A 19,409-nucleotide genomic window follows, 5' to 3' on the forward strand; every position below is an offset into this window, starting at 1 on the left:
GCGCAGGCTAGCGCAGGCAGTCTCCCAGTGCCTCGAACACGGTTTTTCCGGTACCGGGCAGCCGCTGGAACAGCGGCTGCGGCCCGTCCAGTGCCGCCAGCAACGCCGCCACGGTGGTGCCGCCGCCGGTCGGGAAGTGGCACAGCCAGGTGGGCTGCTGCCGCTGCAGGGCACCGGTCGCGGGGTCCACCCGCAGCTCGCTTGCAGCGAATGCCCAGCCGCAGACATTGACCCTGCCCGTGGCCCGTTCGACCGAGCAGCGCAGTTTCAGCGGCTGGTAATCGGTGTACTCGCCTTCGCAGAAGGTATCGGGGCAGACATCGTCGAAGCCGGCTTCAAGACGATGGCGCAGGTCGCGGAAGGCGGACCAGTTCGCCTGCGGCGTGGGGTAGTCGACCAGGTCCACGTGCAGGGGCGCAGCGGGCGGCGGGCTGGCGGCGGCCGGGCCTGCAACGGCAAGCGCCAACAGGATCAACGCGGCCAGGGCGTTGCAGGGGTGGCGGGAAGGCAGTGGAAGGGTCATGGGCGTGCTCCGTGAAGGGACCTCCACCGTGCGCCTGCCCAGGTCCGGGCGGGATCAGCCGGGTGCGCTGGTGGCGGTCGGCGATCGCCACTGCGGCGGGTCGGATAGCCCCCACCCTGCACGTTGGCCGGCAAAGGCATAAAATGGGAGGTCTTATCGCGCCATCCCCCCTCTCGGAGCACACCATGGGTCTGGAACTCGTCTCGCCCGGCAAGAACCCGCCGGAAGAAATCAACGTCATCATCGAGATCCCGAAGGACTCGGAGCCGGTCAAGTACGAAGTGGACAAGGAAACCGGCGCGATCTTCGTCGACCGCATCCTGTCCACCCCGATGCGCTACCCCTGCAACTACGGCTACGTGCCGAGCACCCTGTGCGGCGACGGCGATCCGGCCGACGTGCTGGTCGTGCTGCCGCTGCCGCTGGTTCCGGGTTCGGTGGTGCGCTGCCGTCCGGTGGGCGTACTGAAGATGAGCGACGAAGCCGGCGGCGACGAAAAGATCCTGGCGGTGCCGATCTCCAAGGTGTTCAGCGGCTACGCGCACGTGGAAGACATCGAGCAGGTGTCCAAGCACTGGCTGGAGCGCATCGGCCACTTCTTCGAGCACTACAAGGACCTGGAGAAGGGCAAGTGGGTCAAGCTCGACGGCTGGGGCGGCGCCGCCGAAGCCAAGCAGATCCTGGTTGAAGCGCACCAGCGCTACCTGTCCAGCAACAGCTGAGGCTGAATGACCCTGCTCCGGCGCTGGTCGCCGGAGCGATGGGCATCACGTTTTTACAATGCGGCACATCACTGTTTGCGCCGGATTGAGTACATTGCGACTTCTACACCGTCCACGGTGGGGTTCACCGTGGTCACCCAGGGGATTGTGTCGTGCGTATTCTGCTAGTTGGGGACGAAGCCAGCCTGTCGGCTGAGCTGATGGATTTCATTGCCGATCTTGGGGAAGAGTGGCAGCCCTTGCGGGCACCCGATGGCCAGACGGCCATGAACATGGTGGCGTCCACGCCGGTGGATGCGGTCATCGCCTGCCCCTCCCTGCCCGATCTCAACGCCACCACGCTGCTGGGCCAGATCCGGACGCTGCGTCCGGAGACGATCCGCATCGCGCTGGTCGATGCGGCCCAGGGCAACCGCCCGCCGCCGGCACGCCTGATCGGCGTTGCCCACCGTTTCCTGCCGCTGCCGCTGGCACCGGAAGTGCTGCTTGAAGCGCTCACCAGCCTGGAAGAGCTGCGCGAGCTGCTCGACAGCGCGCGCCTGCGCAGCGCCATCGGCCGCATCGAGAAGCTGCCCTCGCCGCCGCACCTGTACCTGAGCCTGACCCAGGCGCTGGAGCACGACGACGACACCGACACGGCCGATGTCTCCAAGCTGGTGTCGGCCGATCCGGCGATCGCGGCCAAGGTGCTGCAGCTGTCCAACTCGGCCTTCTTCAACAGCGGCCGCACCATTTCCGACCTGCGCACCGCCGTGACCCGGCTGGGCCTGTCGACCCTGCGCGACCTGGTGCTGGCCAGCGAGGTGTTCTCGGCTTCGCCGCTGTCCAGCGGTGAACGCAACGCGCTGCAGCAGCGTGCGCTGCTCGCTTCGCGGCTGGCCGCCAAGCTGCTGCCCGATTCCAGCGCCGAACTGGGCGCGACCGCCGCACTGCTGGCCGATATCGGCCTGCTGCTGCCCGGCGTGCGCAACGAGCGCAGTGAGCCGGCCGACGACGCCGACCCGCGCCCGGGCCACAGCGAAGCCGGTGCCTACCTGCTGGGGCTGTGGGGCCTGCCGATGCCGATCATCGAGGCGGTGGCCTTCCACCTGCAGCCGCAACGCTCCAACACGCGCAGCTTCTGGGTGACCGGTGCGGTGCACGTGGCGCTGGCGCTGGTCAACGGCGACCCGGTGGACGAGGACTACCTGCAGCGCGCGGGCGTGCTGGCCAAGCTGCCGCAGTGGCGCGATCACGCCAATGGGTTGATGGGACTCGCTACGGCGGACGCATAAGGCGCAACGACCAACGGTCGTTGCCTACCGGCGATGGTTTGAGAAACGATGATGGCGTGCCTCGGCACGCCATTTTTTTGCGCCATGCAAACGGTAGATCACGACCGTGGGTCGTGATCAAGAAAAAGGGCGGCCCTTGCGGGCCGCCCTCTTTTTATTGCACCAGCGGTTCGATGGATCAGAACTTCTGGGTGTACTTCATGTACAGGAAGCGGCCGATATCGAAACCGCCGTAGTAGGCGAAGCTCGAGTTCTGCTGCGAGTACATCAGCGGACCCTTGTGGTCGAACACGTTGTTCGCGCCCAGGGCGATGGTGGCATCCCACGGTGCCTTCCAGCTGACCTGCAGGTCGTGGAAGGTGTTGGAGCCGGTCTTGCGCAGCGGAGCGGTCTCGCCGTAAGCGATGCGGTCCGGATCGGTGCAGCCGATCGCGATGCACGGCTCGTTGAGGCCCGAGTAGTAGCGCGCGGTGTAGTTCACACCGAAGCTGCCCAGCGACCAGTTGACGCCCAGGTTCGAGCGTACGCGGAACAGCGCATCCTGACCGACGCGGCCGATCATGATGTCGTCGCCAGCGGCGTTCTGTGCGGCTTCGTCGTACTTGGACAGGTAGCTGGTCTGCCAGTCAATGGCGAACTGACCGATGGCCAGCTCCGGCAGGCGGTACTTGATGCCCAGGTCGTAACCTTCGGTGTCCATCTTGCCGAGGTTGGCGGTGCCGTAGGTGATCGCGCTGATGTGGCCATCGGCCGCACGGGTCACGCTGCCGCAACGGCTGGAATCACCCAGCACGTAGCAATCACGCAGGATGCGATCGACGGAGTCGTCGATGATCATGTTGCTGATTTCGTAGCGGTACCAATCCAGCGAGACGTCCAGGCCCTGCACCCAACGCGGGCTCCAGACCAGACCGACGGTCTTGCTCTTGGAGGTTTCCGGCGCCAGGTTCGGGTTGGCACCCGAGATGAACTGGTCACCCGACTGGCACGGCGTGGTCGAGCACGGGACGTTGCCCTGGCCCAGCTGCACGTAGTCGGCCGGAGCGCCACCAGCAAGGCAGGCGGCATTGCCGGCCACGCTGCCCGACACGCCAACGGCGCACGGATCGGTGTAACGCTCGAAGCTCGAGCTCAGACCGCCGTACAGGTCGGCGATGGTCGGAGCGCGGAAGCCCTCGGCGTAGGTGCCGCGGACCAGCAGCTCGTCGATCGGACGCCAGGTCAGGCCGAACTTGCTGTTGGTGGTGCCACCGAAGTTGCTGTAGTCCGAATAACGGCTCGCAAGGTTCAGGGTCAGTTCCTTGGCGAACGCCATGTCGGCCAGGATCGGCACGTTCAGTTCGAGGTAGACCTCGTTCAGATCGTACTCACCCTGGGTCGGCTTCTGGCCCAGGCCGGTGGACATGCCCGACTGTGCGAAGGCGTCCGGCACGTAGCTGCCTTCTTCCTTGCGGTGCTCCACGCCCACGGCGAAGCCGAGGTCACCGGCCGGCAGGGTCACGATGGAACCCGACAGGTTGGCGGTGAAGCTGGTGGTCTTGGTCACGCCACGGGTGGTGTAGGTCGGGAACAGGAAGTCCTGCAGCTCCGGATCCGCCAGCGAACCCTGGCCTGCAACGCCGTACGGCAGCAGCGGGTTCCACGGACGGCAGTCGCCCAGTGCGATCGGGTTGGCAGCGGTACCGCACTGTGCCACGCCCTGCGCGTTGATGAAGGACGCACCCAGGGCCTGTTCGGAAGCGATCAGGCTCATGTCGCCGCGCTGGGTCTTGATCGACTCGTTGCGGTTCCACAGCGCGCCGACGTCCCAATCGAAGGACTTGCCGGCCAGCTCGAAGTAGCCGCTGACGGTCGGGGCGAAGCGCAGGGTCTTCAGCTGGCTGTCGGTGGTGCGCGGCACTTCCCACAGGCGGCGACGGAAGTCGACGTTCTGGCCAACCGGGTTGAAGGCGCTTTCAGCGGTCAGCGGGGTGCCGAACGAGGACGACTGGTACGGGTAGCCGGCGATCTGCTGGAACGTGTTGCGCTCGTTGTAGAGCACATCGGTGTTCAGGCTGATGGTGTCGGTGAAGTCGTAGGTGCCGTTGACGTACAGCGACTTGCGCTCGATACCGGTCAGCAGGCTCATCTGCTCGTTGGAGTTGGCGTACTCCTCGGCAGTGAGCGTGTGGTAGTCGTTCGGGTTGTTCGGGTTGCCACCCTGGTTCAGGGTCTGCCACACGGCGGTCTTGGAATCGGCGCAGTTGACCTGCAGCGGGTTGCACCAGCTGCCGTACTGGCTGATCGGGCTGCCATCGGCGGCCACCGAGTTCGGACCACGGCCGCCATCACGGCTGTACCAACGGTCCTTGGCCCACACCGGATCCTGCTTGGAGTATTCGGCCGACAGGGTCAGGCTGCCGCGTTCGCCGGTAGCACCCAGGGTCATCGAGTACTGCTGGTTCTCGCCGTCGCCCTGGTCGTACTGACCGAAGTAGACGTTGACTTCACCGCCGTCGAAGTTCTTGCGGGTGATCACGTTGACCACGCCGGCAATGGCGTCGGAACCGTAGATCGAGGAGGCGCCGTCCTTCAGGACTTCAATGCGCTCAACGGCCGACATCGGGATCTGGCTCAGATCCTGGTAGCCACCGGTGGTGGCGCCGAGGCGCTTGCCGTTCATCAGCACCAGGGTGCGCTGGGCGCCCAGGTTGCGGATGTCGACGTAGTAACCGCCCACGTTCTCGCCCGAGGACAGGGAATCCGAACGCGAGATGGCCGGCGAGCCGGCCGAGGTCAGGTTGTTCAGCACGTCTGCGACGTTCGAGAAGCCCTGCTTTTCCAGGGTTTCACGGGTCATCGTCAGGATCGGCTGCTGGGTCTCCATGTTGGCGCCGCGAATACGCGAGCCGGTGACCGAGATGCGATCCAGGTCAGTGGTGCCGGAGGCTGCTTCCTGTGCCGAAGCGAAGCTCGGCACGAGCGCCAGCGCAATGCCGGCCGGCAGAAGACCCAGCCGCACTGCGGGAGTACGAAAATTCATCAATCTCTCCAAGGTACGTTAGTAGCGTGTTAAACCGCCTCGGAAAGTTACGATTGCGTTACCGTTAATTATTTGCGCGATGCCACCGGACTCTTTGCCGACTTTGGCGAAAGCGATCCGCCGGTCTGCCGGAAGCCCGATGCCGACTGGCCATAACGGGCGCGGAACGCACGCGCGAAGCTGCAGCAGTTGTCGAAGCCGCTGGCGGCGGCCACTTCGCCGATCATCATGTCGGTGTCGCGCAGCAGGTCCGCGGCGCGCTCCAGGCGCAGGCGCGCCGACAGCGACTGCGGACTCTCTTCGTACAGGCTCTGGAACGTCTTGGACAGATACCAGCTGGAGAAGTTGGTCAGCTCGGCCAGTTCACCGATGCGCACCACCCGGTGGCTGTTGCCTTCCAGGTACAGGCGCGCGCGCTGCATGCGGCCGAACACCTGGCGTTTGCGGATGCGCGAGCGGCCCGGGCAGCGCTGCACGCCGGTGGCCATGCCACGCTGCATCGAGGCCAGGTGCAGCAGCACCGGGCGCAGGGCCTGCGCGGGCTGGCCACTGGCCAGCGCATCGCGCCACAGCCGCAGCGCCACCCGCACTTCACCTCGGCTCATGCTGCCGCGGCCGGCGTACAGGCTGCAGTCGGCCAGTTCACCCAGCGCGCGCAGGGCTTCCGGGGCCAGGCTCAGGCCGATGCACAGGCCATCGCGGCCGGCCTGGATCATCGGCTTGGATTCCTTCTCGAACGCGATCCACTCGCGCTGGCGCAGGCGGAAGCGGCCTTCCTTGGATTCCACCCACGCGCTGCCACGCAGCTGCATCCACACGGTGAAGGTGGTGCCAGCCGTCTGCAGGCTGCCCAGCCGGGCCACGCCCAGGCAGGTGGGCAGCGGACCGTCATCGACGATCTTGTCCAGGGAGAGCGATTGGCCGCGATCGGCGAGGGAAAGCTGACGCATGACGTACACCGGGGTTTGCCGTTACGGGGCAACCGTTTTGCCAAGTCAGGCGGTCTGCGTCAGGACGTTTCGACGAGATTGATGCGAATTCGTCACGACGCCGTTACGAAAGAAGTACGACGACTACTTTCCCTTCCAGAACAACAGGTTGGGCACCGACGAGAACACCGGGCGGGGCGGTTCGGGCAGCGTCATCACCCCGATGTCGGCGCCGTCGGCGACCGCCAGGGCCAGATACAGGGCGCTGCCATCGGGCTGCGCGCTGAAGCCGTTGCCGGCGCTGAGCCGGTCACGGTCGAGGCAGTACTCCGCCCCCTGCGACGGGCTGTTGATCCGTGCAAACACGGTCGAACAATCGGCCCGACTGGAGAGGTAATCCAGGCTGCCATCGCGGGCCACGGCCCAGGTGCGGTAGCGCCAACGCGAGGGCCGGTCCTCGCTGACCTGCTGGATGCTGGCCGGATCCAGGCGCAGGTCGACCGACCACAGCCCGCCCGCCGCCAACCGGGTGAACAGCACGCGCTGGTGGGCCGCATCCAGCCGCGCCTGGGACACCCCATCGACATGGCCCAGCAGTTTCCACGGCGTGGCGCGCCGGTCGAACAGCGACAGGCGCATGCGCTCGTCCTCGTCGCGCTCCACGACCAGCACGTGGTCGTTGTCACCCGCGTACAAGGCCTGCAGCGGCTGCGCCACCGGCACCGGCAGCGCCACGATCTGTTCGTCGCGCGGTGAAACCTCGTAGATCACCGGCCGCGCCTGGGCATCACGGCCCGATACCAGCAGATGGGTGCTGTCAGGCGACCAATCAGCGGACTGCCGGGTTTCCGGGCGCAGGCCTTCCACCGGCCGCAGCGATTCAGGGCGCGACAGGTCGGCCCACCACAGGCCGTAGTTGCCGGAACGATCGGAGGTGAACACCAGCTGCCGGCCATCGGGTGCCAGCATCGGCTGGGCATCGCGGCCATTGGAGGGGAACAGCCGTTCGGGCGTACCTGGGCGGCCGTCCTTCACCGGCACGCGGAACAGGCCGAACTGTGCCTTGCGGTGGACGAAGGCCAGCATGTTGTTGTTGCGCGACAACGCCGGCGACTGCGCATCGTCCAGCCCCACATCACGCAGCGTGCGCGTTTCAGTATCCAGTTCGTACAGGCGGGCCTCGCTGTCCACGCGGCGCCCGAACACGATGTGGCGGCTGTCGCCCCGCCACGCCCAGCCACGGATCTCGGCCGAATCGTTGGTGAGCTGTTCGGGCACGCCACCAGTGGCGGGCAGCCGCCACAGATCGCCGATCTGCGGGTTGCGCACGAACACGATCCAGCGCCCATCCGGCGAGAAGCGCGGGGCGTAGTCGAAGCTGTCGTCTGCGAGCGGGTAGTCGACCGGAGTCCAGGCCCCACTGGCGATGTCCAGCACGCGGATGCCGCGATGGGCATGGCGGCCGGACAGCGAGCCGAACACCAGGCTGCGCCCGTTGGGCGTCCAGTCGAAGCTGAGCAGCTCGGTGCCGTCGCAGCGCGTGACGTGGCGGATCGCACCGCCGGTTGCGCTGGCGATCAGCACTTCGCAGCTGCCCTCCGGGCCAAACCGCGCAAACGCGATGTCGCGGCCGTTCGGCGACCAGTTCGGGAAGCGGTCCGAATGGCCCGCAGGCGTGTCGGTCAGCAGGCGCGCCGGTGCGTTGCCGGAGGTCTGCACCTTGATCGCGCTGCCGCCGCGGGCCGCATCATCGGCCTCGTAGGCCACCTGCGAGCCATCCGGCGAGACGGTCGGGTAGGTTTCGAAACCGGCCGTGGCGGTGATCAAACGATAGGGGCGCTGCGGACTGCCGACCACGCGGCTGCCGTCTTCCAGCACGCCACTGCCTTCAGGCCCGCGGGGCGGGCGTTGCAGCAGCAGTGCAGCCATCACCAGCAGGGCGATGAACATCCCCAGGCCAATGGCCAGGAACACATAGCGCCGGTTGCGCCGCCAGCGGCTGCGCGGGCGCGGCGCCGGGGTTGCCGCGGCGAACACAGCGGCCAGCGCATCGCGTTCGTCTTCATTGGGCGCGGCATCCACCTCCGGGCCGGGCTCCACCACGACCGACACAGGTTGCAGCAGCCGGTAACCAGTCTTGGCGATGGTTTCAATATAGGCAGTGCCCGCGTCATCGTCGCGCGAGAACGCCTTGCGCAGCTGGGTGATGGCCTGGGTCAGTACATCATTGGTAGGCAGCGTGTCCGGCCAGACCTCGGCGAACAGTTCATCGCGAGTCACCACCGCACCGGGCACGCGCATGAGTACCTTGAGCACACCCAGTGCCTTGGGCGTGAGCCGGCGCGGACGACGCGCGCCCTCCACCACCACCTCACGCGACGACAGCGTGATGGTGCAATCGCCGATCCTCAGTCGGTCGGCAGCGGGTGTCTCACTATCCAGGCTGATCATTCCGGCGCTACGTAATACCACTGAACAACAGGAACGCAGCATTCATCGAATCAACCACAGATCGAACGAACCGCCAGATTCCGCACACGTCATCAGTGCAAAGGGCAAAGACACTGAAGCGCGCGAATACTAGCCTATGCCGGTTAACTGCGCCTGTGCGCGCAGAGGACATCAGGCCTCTCTCGCCGACGAATCCACATAAACTGCGTCAACATTCGCGCCTTCGGGCGCGAATTTTTTATCTGCGATTCAGCAACTTTTTAGCATCGATTCAGTAATTTTTTATCGACGATTCAGTTTCGCGCGTTGCGGATCATGGTCAATCCGACCAGTCGCGACACCACCAACGCTACGTACATCACGCCTGCGAACTGCTCCAGCATCACCAGCGCGCGTGCTTGTGGATGCACCGGCACCACGTCGCTCAGGCCGACCCCGGACAACAAACTGAAGCTGAGATAAAGCAGCTCCATCCAAGTGCGCAGTTCGCTCTCGCTGGTGGCCACGAAACTGCCTGGGAACCACTGCTGGCAGACCGCGAAGGCGAAGGCGAATGCCCAGGCCAGCAGCGTGAAGGTGGCGCCCGCGGCGAACAGCTCGTCGCGGGTCACCTTGTGGTCCTGCAGCATGTAGGCGATCAGGCTGCCCGCCGTATAGAAGTACAGCAGACATTCCAGCAGCTGGGCGGTGGTGACCAGCGCCGGCCGCCCCAGCAGCGCCCCCGAGAGGGAGAACACCACCGAGGGAATGGCCAGCAGCAGGGCCACCCACATGCCCAGCGGGCTGCGCCGCACCACCCACAGCGCCAGGCCGAGCACCGCGATGCCGAAGGCGCCGAACAGCGCGCGGCCGGCCCCGGATTCGTCCATGGCCGGGTACAGCAGCACGCCCAGCAGCTGCACCCCCAGCAACCAGGCCGAGGGGTGCCGGCGGGCGATGGCCAGCCATCGGGTGGTGCGCGCTATGGCCATCGTGGTGTCCCTGCCCCTGTGTCGGTGGCCGAAGCTTAACGGCTGCCGCGCTGAGGCGGCATGACGGTCCGCCTTGGCCGCCCGTCCTGGCGGGTCACGACCAACGGTCGTGACCTACCCCGCTTGGCCCGCTGCGTAGTCGCGCACGTCCTGGGTGATCTTCATCGAACAGAAATGGGGGCCGCACATCGAGCAGAAATGGGCGTCCTTGTGGGCGTCCTTGGGCAGGGTTTCGTCATGGAACTCGCGCGCCTTGTCCGGATCCAGGCCCAGGTGGAACTGGTCTTCCCAGCGGAACTCGAAGCGCGCCTTGCTCAGCGCGTTGTCGCGCACCTGCGCGCCCGGGTGGCCCTTGGCCAGGTCGGCGGCGTGGGCAGCGATGCGATAGGCCATGATGCCGTCGCGCACGTCCTGCCGGTTGGGCAGGCCCAGGTGCTCCTTGGGCGTGACGTAGCAGAGCATGGCGGTGCCATACCAGCCGATCATCGCCGCGCCGATCGCGCTGGTGATGTGGTCGTATCCCGGCGCGATATCAGTGGTGAGCGGCCCCAGCGTGTAGAACGGCGCCTCGCCGCATTCGCGCAGCTGCTTGTCCATGTTCTCCTTGATCAGCTGCATCGGCACATGGCCGGGGCCTTCGATCATGGTCTGCACATCGTGCTTCCAGGCAATCTTCGTCAGCTCGCCCAGCGCTTCCAGCTCGCCGAACTGCGCCGCATCGTTGGCATCGGCAATGCAGCCGGGGCGCAGGCCGTCGCCCAGCGAGAAGGTCACGTCGTAGGCCTTCATGATCTCGCAGATGTCCTCGAAGTGCGTGTAGAGGAAGTTCTCGCGCTGATGGGCCAGGCACCACTTGGCCATGATCGAGCCGCCGCGCGAGACGATGCCGGTGACCCGATTGGCGGTGAGCGGCACGTGGCGCAGCAGCACGCCGGCATGGATGGTGAAGTAGTCCACGCCCTGCTCGGCCTGCTCGATGAGGGTGTCGCGGAAGATCTCCCAGCTCAGGTCCTCGGCGCGGCCATCGACCTTCTCCAACGCCTGGTAGATCGGCACCGTACCGATCGCCACCGGCGAGTTGCGCAGGATCCATTCGCGGGTTTCATGGATGTGCTTGCCGGTGGACAGGTCCATGACCGTGTCACCGCCCCAGCGGATCGCCCACACCAGCTTTTCCACTTCCTCGGCGATGCCGGACGACACCGCGCTGTTGCCGATGTTGGCATTGATCTTGGTCAGGAAGTTGCGGCCGATGATCATGGGCTCGCTTTCGGGGTGGTTGATGTTGTTGGGCAGCACCGCCCGCCCGCGCGCGATTTCCTCGCGCACGAACGCCGGGGTGATCGAGGCGGGGATGGAGGCACCGAACGACTGCCCAGGGTGCTGCATCAGCAGCGCCTGCTCGCGGATCGCCTCGATGCGCTGGTTTTCGCGGATCGCCACGAACTCCATTTCCGGAGTGATGATGCCGCGCCGGGCGTAGTGCATCTGGGTGACGTTGGCGCCGGCCACGGCGCGTCGCGGTTGCAGCCGCGACGAAAAGCGCACCGCGTCCAGCCGCGCATCGGTTGCGCGCGACCGCCCGAACGCCGAGCTGGGCCGGCCCAGCAGCTCGGTGTCGCCGCGCTCGGCGACCCAGCCCGCGCGCAACGCCGGCAGGCCGGTGGACAGGTCGATGCGGGCATCAGGATCGGTATACGGGCCGGAGGTGTCGTACACGGTCAGCGGGGCGTTGCCGCCACTCAGCGCGATCTCGCGCATCGGCACCTGCAGGTCGCTGCGCGAGCCGGGCACGTAGATCTTGCGTGAGCCGGGAATGGGTCGGGTGACCGATTCAGACAGCTGCTGGGCCTGTTGCTGAAGGGCGGAAGGGTGTGCGTTCATCGGGCATCGTCCTGGGTTGTCGGTGCGAGGGTTCGCACGGCGAGGGACGAAGCGGCGGCGCACGGCAGGCGCACGGCGCGCGGTTTCCAGGCGGGGGCTGGGCGGCGCGGTGCATCGGCTGTTGCGAAGCTTCCCTACGCCGGTATCAACCGGATCAGGTTCGAAGGGACTGTCTCAACCGTGGCCACATGGCCGCGGTACCCCCGCTTCGGGGCGGATTAGACCACACCTGCGCCGGAAGTGTGAACAGCCATGTCATGCCGCCTTGGCTAGACTGCCGCGCATGGTCTTTCGACTCTCCATCGCCCTGGTGGTGCTGCTGGTGCTGGCCGCTGGCGTGGCACCCGACCCGTTCAACGAGATCGTGCGCGGCGGGCTGGTGCACATCATCCGCAGTGCCGGCTGGCTGTACCTGCTGGTGGTGTTCATCACCCTTTCGTTCCTGCTCTACCTCGCCTTCGGGCGGCTGGGTTCGCTGCGGATCGGCGGCGAAGACGCCGAACCGGATTTCTCCAACGCCAGCTGGATGTCGATGCTGTTTGCCGCCGGCATGGGCATCGGCCTGGTGTTCTGGGGCGCGGCCGAGCCGGTCTCGCACTTCGTCACCCCACCCGAAGGGCTGCCCCCACAGAGCATGGAAGCGGCGCGCGCCTCGATGCGCTACGCGTTCTTCCACTGGGGCCTGCACCCGTGGGCGATCTACGCGCTGATCGGCCTGGCGATGGCCTGGTTCCAGTTCAACCGCAACGGCCGTGGATTGATCAGCGACCTGCTGCAGCCGCTGATCGGCGCGCACCACCGCGGTTGGATCGGCACCGTGGTGAACGTCGCGGCGGTGGTGGCCACGGCGATCGGCGTGGCCACCACGCTGGGCTTTGGCACCATCCAGATCGCCGCAGGAATCGAGCGCGTGTTCGGCCTGCACGCCGGCGCGCCGCTGCAGCTGACCATCATCGCCGTTGCCTTCGTGCTGTACATGGCCTCCACCGCCAGTGGTGTGCACCGTGGCATCAAGTGGCTCTCCAACTTCAACCTCGGCCTGGCCGCCGTGCTGCTGGCGCTGGTCCTGGTGCTGGGCCCCACCGCCTTCATCTTCGATACCTTCACCACCACCATTGGCTCCTACCTCAACCAGCTGGTGACCATGAGCCTGCGCATGTCGCCGTTCTCGGGCAGCACCTGGGTGGCCGACTGGACGATCTTCTACTGGGCGTGGTGGATCGCCTGGGCGCCGTTCGTCGGTTCGTTCATCGCCCGCGTCTCGCGCGGGCGCAGCATCCGCGAATTCGTGCTCGGCGTGGTGATCGCGCCCAGCGTGCTCGGCTTCCTCTGGTTCTCGGTGTTCGGCGGCACCGCGCTGTGGTCGCAGATCTTCGGCCATGTCGACCTGGTGCGGGCACTTGGCACCGGCTACGAAACCGTGCTGTTCACCATGTTCGACAGCCTGCCGATGCCCACCGTGCTCTCCGTGATCGCGCTGGTGCTGCTGATGATCTTCTTCGTCACCTCGGCCGACTCGGCCGTGCTGGTACTGGCCAGCATGTCCACCGACGAAGCCGGCGACCCACCGCTGTCCCGGCGAATCACCTGGGGCGTGGCGATCGCCCTGATCGCCGCCGTGCTGTTGCTGGCCGGCGGCCTGGATGCGCTGCAGGGCATGATCACCATCGCCGCCCTGCCCTTCGCCCTGCTGATGCTGGCGGTGATGTGGTCGCTGTACCGCGTGCTCGACATGGAATACGCGCTGCAGCGCCGGCGCGCGTTGCGCGCGCGGCGGATGATGGATGCCTGGATCGAGCGCGAGATCGCCGCGCAGGAAGAGACGCGCGATGAGGCGTCGCGGGCGGATGGTTAGCGCGTAAGAGCGGCGTTTCAGTTCTTACTGGCAGGGGGCGGCCGTCGGATAGCCACGCTCCGGGACACGCCGTAAACCCATCCATGGGGGCTTGGCAAAAACATCCATGTTTTTGACAGTCCCTCCGGTGGCTACCCGCCGGCCGCCCCCGACAGATGGCCGCGTGCGGATGGAAAAGGCAGCCACGCAGGGCGTGGCTCTACGAGGTGTCGCTGGTAGGTTCGGTTCCCGAACGAACGCACGGAACGCACCACCGTCCGGTAACGCATGAGAATGATCGAAGCCGCCGTTGATCTTCCCGTGGCCACCAACACATCGTCGAAGGTCGGCGGGGGCGGGTTTGCGGGACTGTCAAAAACATGGATGTTTTTGACAAGCCTCCATGGACGGATTCACGGCGTGTCCCGCAAACCCGCACCCGCCGGCCCTGCTCAGGCCAAGCGGGAACAACCGGCTGTTCGCCCAGATGCATGGAGCACCCGGGCAGAGCCCGGCTCTACGGAACCGTTCAGAAGCAGCCGGGCCGAGCCCGGCGATACAGGACGGTTCAGTACCCCGCCGCCTGCCCATCCTTGCGGCTTTCCGAAGCGCCGTAATACACACCGGTTTCCGGGTCGCGCATGATCGCCTGGTACCCGCCGTACGGACCGTCGGCGAAGGTCACGCGGTGACCCTTGCGCATCAGCGCGCGCACCGTTTCATACGGGTAGCCCGTTTCCAGGTTCACCTCGCCACCGTCGCTCATCGCCGTGGCCTGCCCGGTCGGTTCGGTCGACCCTTCATGCTGGATGCGCGGCGCATCGCCGGCTTCCTGCAGGTTCATGCCGAAGTCCACCAGGTTCATCACGATCTGCGCGTGGCCCTGCGGCTGCATCGCACCGCCCATCACGCCGAAGCTCATCCAGGGCTTGCCGTCCTTGGTCACGAAGCCCGGAATGATGGTCTGGAACGGCCGCTTGCCCGGCGCATAGCCATTCGGATGGTCCTTGCGCAGCACGAACATCTCGCCGCGATCCTGCAGGATGAAGCCCAGCCCCGGCGGCGCCATGCCGCTGCCCATGCCGCGGTAGTTGGACTGGATCAGCGACACCATCATCCCGTCCGCATCGGCCACCGTCATGTAGATCGTGTCGCCTTCTTCCAGCTGCTTCGGCGTGCCCGGCTGCACCTCGCGCAGCGCCTTGTCCATCGAAATCAGCTTGCGCCGCTCAGCCGCGTATTCCTTCGACACCAGCTTGGCCACCGGCGCCGGCTGGAACGCCGGATCGGTGTAGAAGCGCGCACGGTCCGCGAACGCCAGCTTCTTGGCCTCCACGAACAGGTGCACATGCTCCGGCGACCCGAACGGAATCTTCGAGAAGTCATACCCCTCCAACACGTTCAGGATCTGCAGCGCCGCAATGCCCTGGCTGTTCGGCGGCAGCTCCCACACGTCATAGCCCCGGTAGTTGCTGCTCACCGGCTCCACCCACTCGCCGTGGTGGCTGGCCATGTCGTCGTAGCTCAGGTAACCGCCGTTGGCCTTGAAGTACGTGCCGATCGTGCGCGCGATGTCGCCCTTGTAGAACGCATCGCGGCCGCCCTGGGCGATCTGCTCCAGCGTGTTGGCCAGGTTCGGGTTCTTCCACAGCTCACCCTTGCGCGGCGCGTGCCCGTTGATCGTGAACTGCTCCTTGAAGCCCGGGTACTGCGACAACCTGGGCACCGAGCGGTCCCAGTAGTAGGCGATCACTTCCGCCACCGGATGGCCCTCGCGCGCGTAGCGGATCGCCGGCGCGAGGTTGTCGGCCATCGGCTTGCGGCCGAAGCGGTCGTGCAGCGCGAACCAGCCATCCACCGCGCCCGGCACCGACACCGGCAGCGGGCCGGTGGCCGGGATGTCCTTCAGCCCCCGGCGCTGGAACTCGGCCAGGGTCAGCGACTTCGGCGAACGGCCCGAGCCGTTGTAGCCGTAGAGCTTCTGCGTTTTCGGATCCCACACGATCGCGAACAGGTCCCCGCCCACCCCGTTGCCGGTGGGCTCCATCAGCCCCAGCGCGGCATTGGCGGCGATCGCCGCATCCACCGCCGAGCCACCGCCCTTCATCACATCCAGCGCGATCTGGGTGGCCAGCGGCTGCGAGGTCGCCGCCATCGCATGCGGGGCGATCACTTCCGAGCGGGTGGCAAAGCCGTGCCCGGTGACCCGGTCGGCGGCAGAAGACAGCATCGGCAGGGCGCACAGCAGCGCGGCGGCCAAGACGGCACGGGCAAGAGGTCGGGTCACGGAGAGGGTTTCCTGGAGGGGTGGCAAGCGCTCGATGGTGGCGGCTGGAGCCGCCTGCGCACATCCGACAATGGTCATGCACGGCCGCATCGGCGGGGTCATCCACGACAGCCCTATCCGCGCAGAAACCGGGCTTCAATACTTGAATTGGGGTTCACCGGAACGCTTTCACGCGCAACCATCCTTATACGGCGGGGGTTTGCGCTGGATACAGCCGAAACCGTTGGAAATTGTCGAGACACGGTTGACAGCGGCAAAACCGCTGTGGTTTTCTCGATCACATGTTGCAGCGCCACACGCCCATTCGCGAATCCATCGAGCACGCCGGTCCCGGCGCGGCCTCCATCCGTTCGCTTCTTGTCCTCGTACTTATTACCCAACCAACAGGTGCGGGACGGACCGGCGTGTAAGTAGAACTGCCAGGTATCCATCAAAACCCGCACCCACCCTGGTGCGGGTTTTTTCGTTTCAGAACCCTCCGATTTCTTCCTCCAAAGGACCTCCCCCATGAGCACCAACGACCTGCCCCAGATCAAGATCGCTGTTGTCGGCTACGGCAGCCAGGGCCGCGCCCACGCACTGAACCTGCGTGAATCCGGCTTCGACGTGGTCATCGGCCTGCGTCCGGGCGGCCCGACCGAGGTCAAGGCACAGGCCGACGGCTTCACCGTCAAGGCACCGGCCGAGGCGGTGAAGGATGCGGACCTGGTCGCGGTGCTGACCCCGGACATGGTGCAGAAGAAGCTCTACGAAGACGTGCTGGCGCCGAACATGAAACAGGGCGCGGTGCTGCTGTTCGCCCACGGCCTGAACGTGCACTTCAACATGATCGCCCCGCGCGATGACCTGGACGTGGTGCTGGTTGCACCGAAGGGCCCGGGCGCGCTGGTCCGCCGCGAATACGAAATCGGCCGTGGCGTGCCGTGCATCTGGGCGGTCTACCAGGACCGCAGCGGCAAGGCCGCCGAGTACGCGCTGGCCTATGCCGCCGGCCTGGGCGGCGCACGCGCCAACCTGATCCAGACCACCTTCAAGGAAGAAACCGAAACCGACCTGTTCGGCGAACAGGCCGTGTTGTGTGGCGGCGCCTCGGCACTGGTCCAGGCCGGTTTTGAAACGCTGGTGGAAGCCGGCTACCAGCCGGAAATCGCCTACTACGAAGTCCTGCACGAACTGAAGCTGATCGTGGACCTGTTCTACGAAGGCGGCATCACCCGCATGCTGGAATTCATCTCCGAAACCGCGCAGTACGGCGATTACGTGAGCGGCCCGCGGGTGATCGACGCCGGCACAAAGGAGCGCATGAAGGCGGTGCTGGCCGACATCCAGGACGGCACCTTCACCAAGAACTGGGTGGCCGAATACGAAGCGGGCCTGCCGAACTACAACAAGTTCAAGCAGGCCGACCTGGAACACCCGATCGAGAAGGTAGGCAAGGAACTGCGCGCCAAGATGGTCTGGTTGCAAAGTCAAGCCGCGTAACCGCGCGGCTCCCCCACCGCTTTCGCAAAGGTCACCGCATGAACACCTCCGCACACAGCACCGCGCCCCGCAACGGCGCACGCTGGTTGACGCAGGCCCTGGAAGCCGAGGGCGTCGATACGCTGTTCGGCTATCCGGGCGGCACCATCATGCCCTTCTACGACGCCCTGGTGGATTCAGGGCTGAAGCACATCCTGGTGCGCCACGAACAGGGCGCGGCGCTGGCCGCCAACGGCTATGCCCGCGCCAGCGGCCGCGTTGGCGTCTGCGTGGCCACCTCCGGCCCGGGCGCCTCCAACCTGGTCACCGGCATCGCCGATGCCATGCTGGATTCGGTGCCGATGGTCTGCATCACCGGCCAGGTCGCCACCCCGCTGCTGGGCACCGACGCGTTCCAGGAACTGGACGTGTTCGGGCTGACCCTGCCGATCGTCAAGCACAGCTGGCTGGTGCGCTCGGTCGACGACCTGCCGCGGATCGTCCGTGAGGCGTTCCGCATTGCGCGCGAAGGCCGCCCCGGCCCGGTGCTGATCGACCTGCCCAAGGATGTACAGATCGCCGACGCCAGCCACCTGCCCGCGCACGTGCCGGAAACGGTCAACCCGCCGGTGGCCCCGGCCGACGCCGCACTGGCCGATGCCATCGCCGCGATCCAGGCCGCCGAGAAGCCGGTGATCTACGCCGGCGGCGGCGTGGCACTGGGCGATGCGGTGGAGGACTTCCGTGCCTTCGTCGACGCCACCGCCATTCCCACCGTGCTGACCCTGCGCGGCCTGGGTGGGCTGCCGGCGCAGCATCCGCATTATCTGGGCATGCTGGGCATGCACGGCACCCGCGCGGCCAACATGGCCGTGCAGGAGAGCGACCTGCTGGTGGTGGTCGGCGCGCGCTTCGACGACCGCGCCACCGGCAAGTTGAACGAGTTTGCGCCGTTCGCCCGCGTCATCCATATCGATGCCGATGCGTATGAGATCTCCAAGCTGCGTACCGCCGATGTGGCGGTGCCGGGCAACGTCGGCACCGCACTGCGCGCGCTGACCGCAGCCCTGCCGCGCGCAGCCGCATCGCAGGAGGCGTGGCGCAAACGCTGCGCCGGGCACCGCGAGCGCTTCGCCGCACGCTACGACGCACCGGGCGCACACATCTATGCCCCGGCGCTGCTGAAGCGCCTGAGCGAAGTGGCCCCGGCCGACGCGATCATTGCCTGCGATGTCGGCCAGCACCAGATGTGGGTGGCCCAGCATTGTCGCTTCAACCACCCGCGCAACCACCTGACCAGCGGTGCGCTGGGCACCATGGGCTTCGGCCTGCCGGCCGCGATGGGCGCGCAGTTCGCCTGCCCCGACCGCACCGTGGTGCTGGTCTCCGGCGATGGCAGCTTCATGATGAACGTGCAGGAGCTGGCCACCATCGCCCGCTGCCGCCTGCCGGTGAAGATCGTGCTGCTGGACAACAGCTCGCTGGGCATGGTCCGCCAGTGGCAGGAGCTGTTCTTCGCCGAGCGCTACAGCGAGATCGACCTGTCCGACAACCCGGACTTCGCCGCGCTGGCCAGGGTGTTCGGCATTCCGGCCACCCGCATTGAAAACCGCGACGACGTCGAAGGCGGCCTGACCGCGCTGCTGGCCGAACCCGGCCCGGCGCTGCTGCACGTGGCCATTGATGCGCGGGCCAACGTATGGCCGCTGGTGCCGCCCAACAACGCCAACAGCACGATGCTGGAAAGCAATCCTGCCCATCAGCCCCAGGAGTTCCCCCATGCAATACCGGCTTGACCTGGTGCTGGTTCCCGCCGAAGGCGCGCTGCTGCGCGTGATCGGCATGGCCGAACGCCGTGGCTTCGCGCCGCGCGCGATCGTGGGTGCGCCCAATGCGGCCGACGATGGCCGCTGGCACCTGCAGCTGGTGGTAGACAGCACCCGTCCGCCGGAGACGCTGTGCCGCCAGATCGAGAAGATCTATGACTGTGTTTCGGTGCGGATCAGCGCGCTGGAGCCGGGTACTGGAGTCACCGTATGAACGCCCGCGCC

General features: G+C 66.4%; 13 protein-coding genes and 1 riboswitch. Of the genes, 6 read left to right on the forward strand and 7 right to left on the reverse strand.

The window, feature by feature from the left end; all coding sequences use genetic code 11:
- Positions 1-7 precede the first annotated feature (7 nt).
- Positions 8-523, reverse strand: a complete 516-nt coding sequence (locus AC06E7_RS03165) for a hypothetical protein (protein ID WP_306987590.1) — start codon at positions 521-523, stop codon at positions 8-10.
- Between the two features lie 185 nt (positions 524-708).
- Here AC06E7_RS03165 and ppa point away from each other — a divergent pair, with 185 nt between their 5' ends.
- Both ppa and AC06E7_RS03175 read left to right on the forward strand, forming a co-directional pair.
- On the forward strand, positions 709-1,245 hold the full coding sequence (gene ppa, locus AC06E7_RS03170) for an inorganic diphosphatase (RefSeq protein WP_068853925.1): 537 nt from the start codon (positions 709-711) through the stop codon (positions 1,243-1,245).
- Positions 1,246-1,397: 152 nt separating this feature from the next.
- Positions 1,398-2,519 (forward strand): HDOD domain-containing protein, encoded by a 1,122-nt coding sequence (locus AC06E7_RS03175; RefSeq protein ID WP_095363564.1) that lies wholly within the window; start codon positions 1,398-1,400, stop codon positions 2,517-2,519.
- A gap of 178 nt (positions 2,520-2,697) precedes the next feature.
- Here the strand turns inward: AC06E7_RS03175 and AC06E7_RS03180 are convergent, their stop codons facing one another.
- The 5 genes from AC06E7_RS03180 to thiC all read right to left on the reverse strand — a co-directional run bounded on the left by AC06E7_RS03180 (position 2,698) and on the right by thiC (position 11,776).
- Positions 2,698-5,541: a TonB-dependent receptor plug domain-containing protein gene (locus AC06E7_RS03180; protein ID WP_093533617.1), complete on the reverse strand. Its 2,844-nt coding sequence runs from the start codon at positions 5,539-5,541 to the stop codon at positions 2,698-2,700.
- A 68-nt stretch (positions 5,542-5,609) separates the two neighbouring features.
- Positions 5,610-6,491, reverse strand: coding sequence for a helix-turn-helix transcriptional regulator (locus tag AC06E7_RS03185; RefSeq protein ID WP_093533616.1), 882 nt, complete (start codon positions 6,489-6,491; stop codon positions 5,610-5,612).
- Positions 6,492-6,614: 123 nt separating this feature from the next.
- Positions 6,615-8,921: a winged helix-turn-helix domain-containing protein gene (locus AC06E7_RS03190; protein ID WP_478062960.1), complete on the reverse strand. Its 2,307-nt coding sequence runs from the start codon at positions 8,919-8,921 to the stop codon at positions 6,615-6,617.
- Positions 8,922-9,214: 293 nt separating this feature from the next.
- Positions 9,215-9,892 carry an ion channel gene (locus tag AC06E7_RS03195; RefSeq protein WP_068853930.1) on the reverse strand — a complete coding sequence of 226 codons (678 nt, stop codon included), beginning with the start codon at positions 9,890-9,892 and terminating at the stop codon, positions 9,215-9,217.
- Positions 9,893-10,006: 114 nt separating this feature from the next.
- The gene (thiC, locus tag AC06E7_RS03200) at positions 10,007-11,776 is read right to left on the reverse strand and encodes a phosphomethylpyrimidine synthase ThiC (RefSeq protein ID WP_478062961.1); all 1,770 of its coding nucleotides are present in this window, start codon (positions 11,774-11,776) and stop codon (positions 10,007-10,009) included.
- A 113-nt stretch (positions 11,777-11,889) separates the two neighbouring features.
- Positions 11,890-11,991, reverse strand: a riboswitch (TPP riboswitch).
- Between the two features lie 68 nt (positions 11,992-12,059).
- Here thiC and AC06E7_RS03205 point away from each other — a divergent pair.
- Positions 12,060-13,631, forward strand: coding sequence for a BCCT family transporter (locus AC06E7_RS03205; protein ID WP_478062962.1), 1,572 nt, complete (start codon positions 12,060-12,062; stop codon positions 13,629-13,631).
- Positions 13,632-14,178: 547 nt separating this feature from the next.
- Here AC06E7_RS03205 and ggt read toward each other — a convergent pair.
- Positions 14,179-15,897: a gamma-glutamyltransferase gene (gene ggt, locus AC06E7_RS03210; protein ID WP_478062964.1), complete on the reverse strand. Its 1,719-nt coding sequence runs from the start codon at positions 15,895-15,897 to the stop codon at positions 14,179-14,181.
- 507 nt (positions 15,898-16,404) lie between these two features.
- Between ggt and ilvC the strand changes: the two genes are divergently transcribed.
- From ilvC to AC06E7_RS03225, 3 genes are read left to right on the forward strand one after another with little or no spacing between them, the layout of a single operon-like run.
- Positions 16,405-17,379 (forward strand): ketol-acid reductoisomerase, encoded by a 975-nt coding sequence (gene ilvC, locus AC06E7_RS03215; protein WP_093533610.1) that lies wholly within the window; start codon positions 16,405-16,407, stop codon positions 17,377-17,379.
- A 38-nt stretch (positions 17,380-17,417) separates the two neighbouring features.
- Positions 17,418-19,154: an acetolactate synthase 2 catalytic subunit gene (ilvG, locus tag AC06E7_RS03220; protein ID WP_478062965.1), complete on the forward strand. Its 1,737-nt coding sequence runs from the start codon at positions 17,418-17,420 to the stop codon at positions 19,152-19,154.
- Positions 19,138-19,398 (forward strand): ACT domain-containing protein, encoded by a 261-nt coding sequence (locus AC06E7_RS03225; protein WP_068853936.1) that lies wholly within the window; start codon positions 19,138-19,140, stop codon positions 19,396-19,398. Before ilvG ends, AC06E7_RS03225 begins: the two co-directional genes overlap by 17 nt.
- Positions 19,399-19,409 lie beyond the last annotated feature (11 nt).

The sequence above is a fragment of the Stenotrophomonas sp. Steno-Z4 genome (assembly GCF_056393145.1).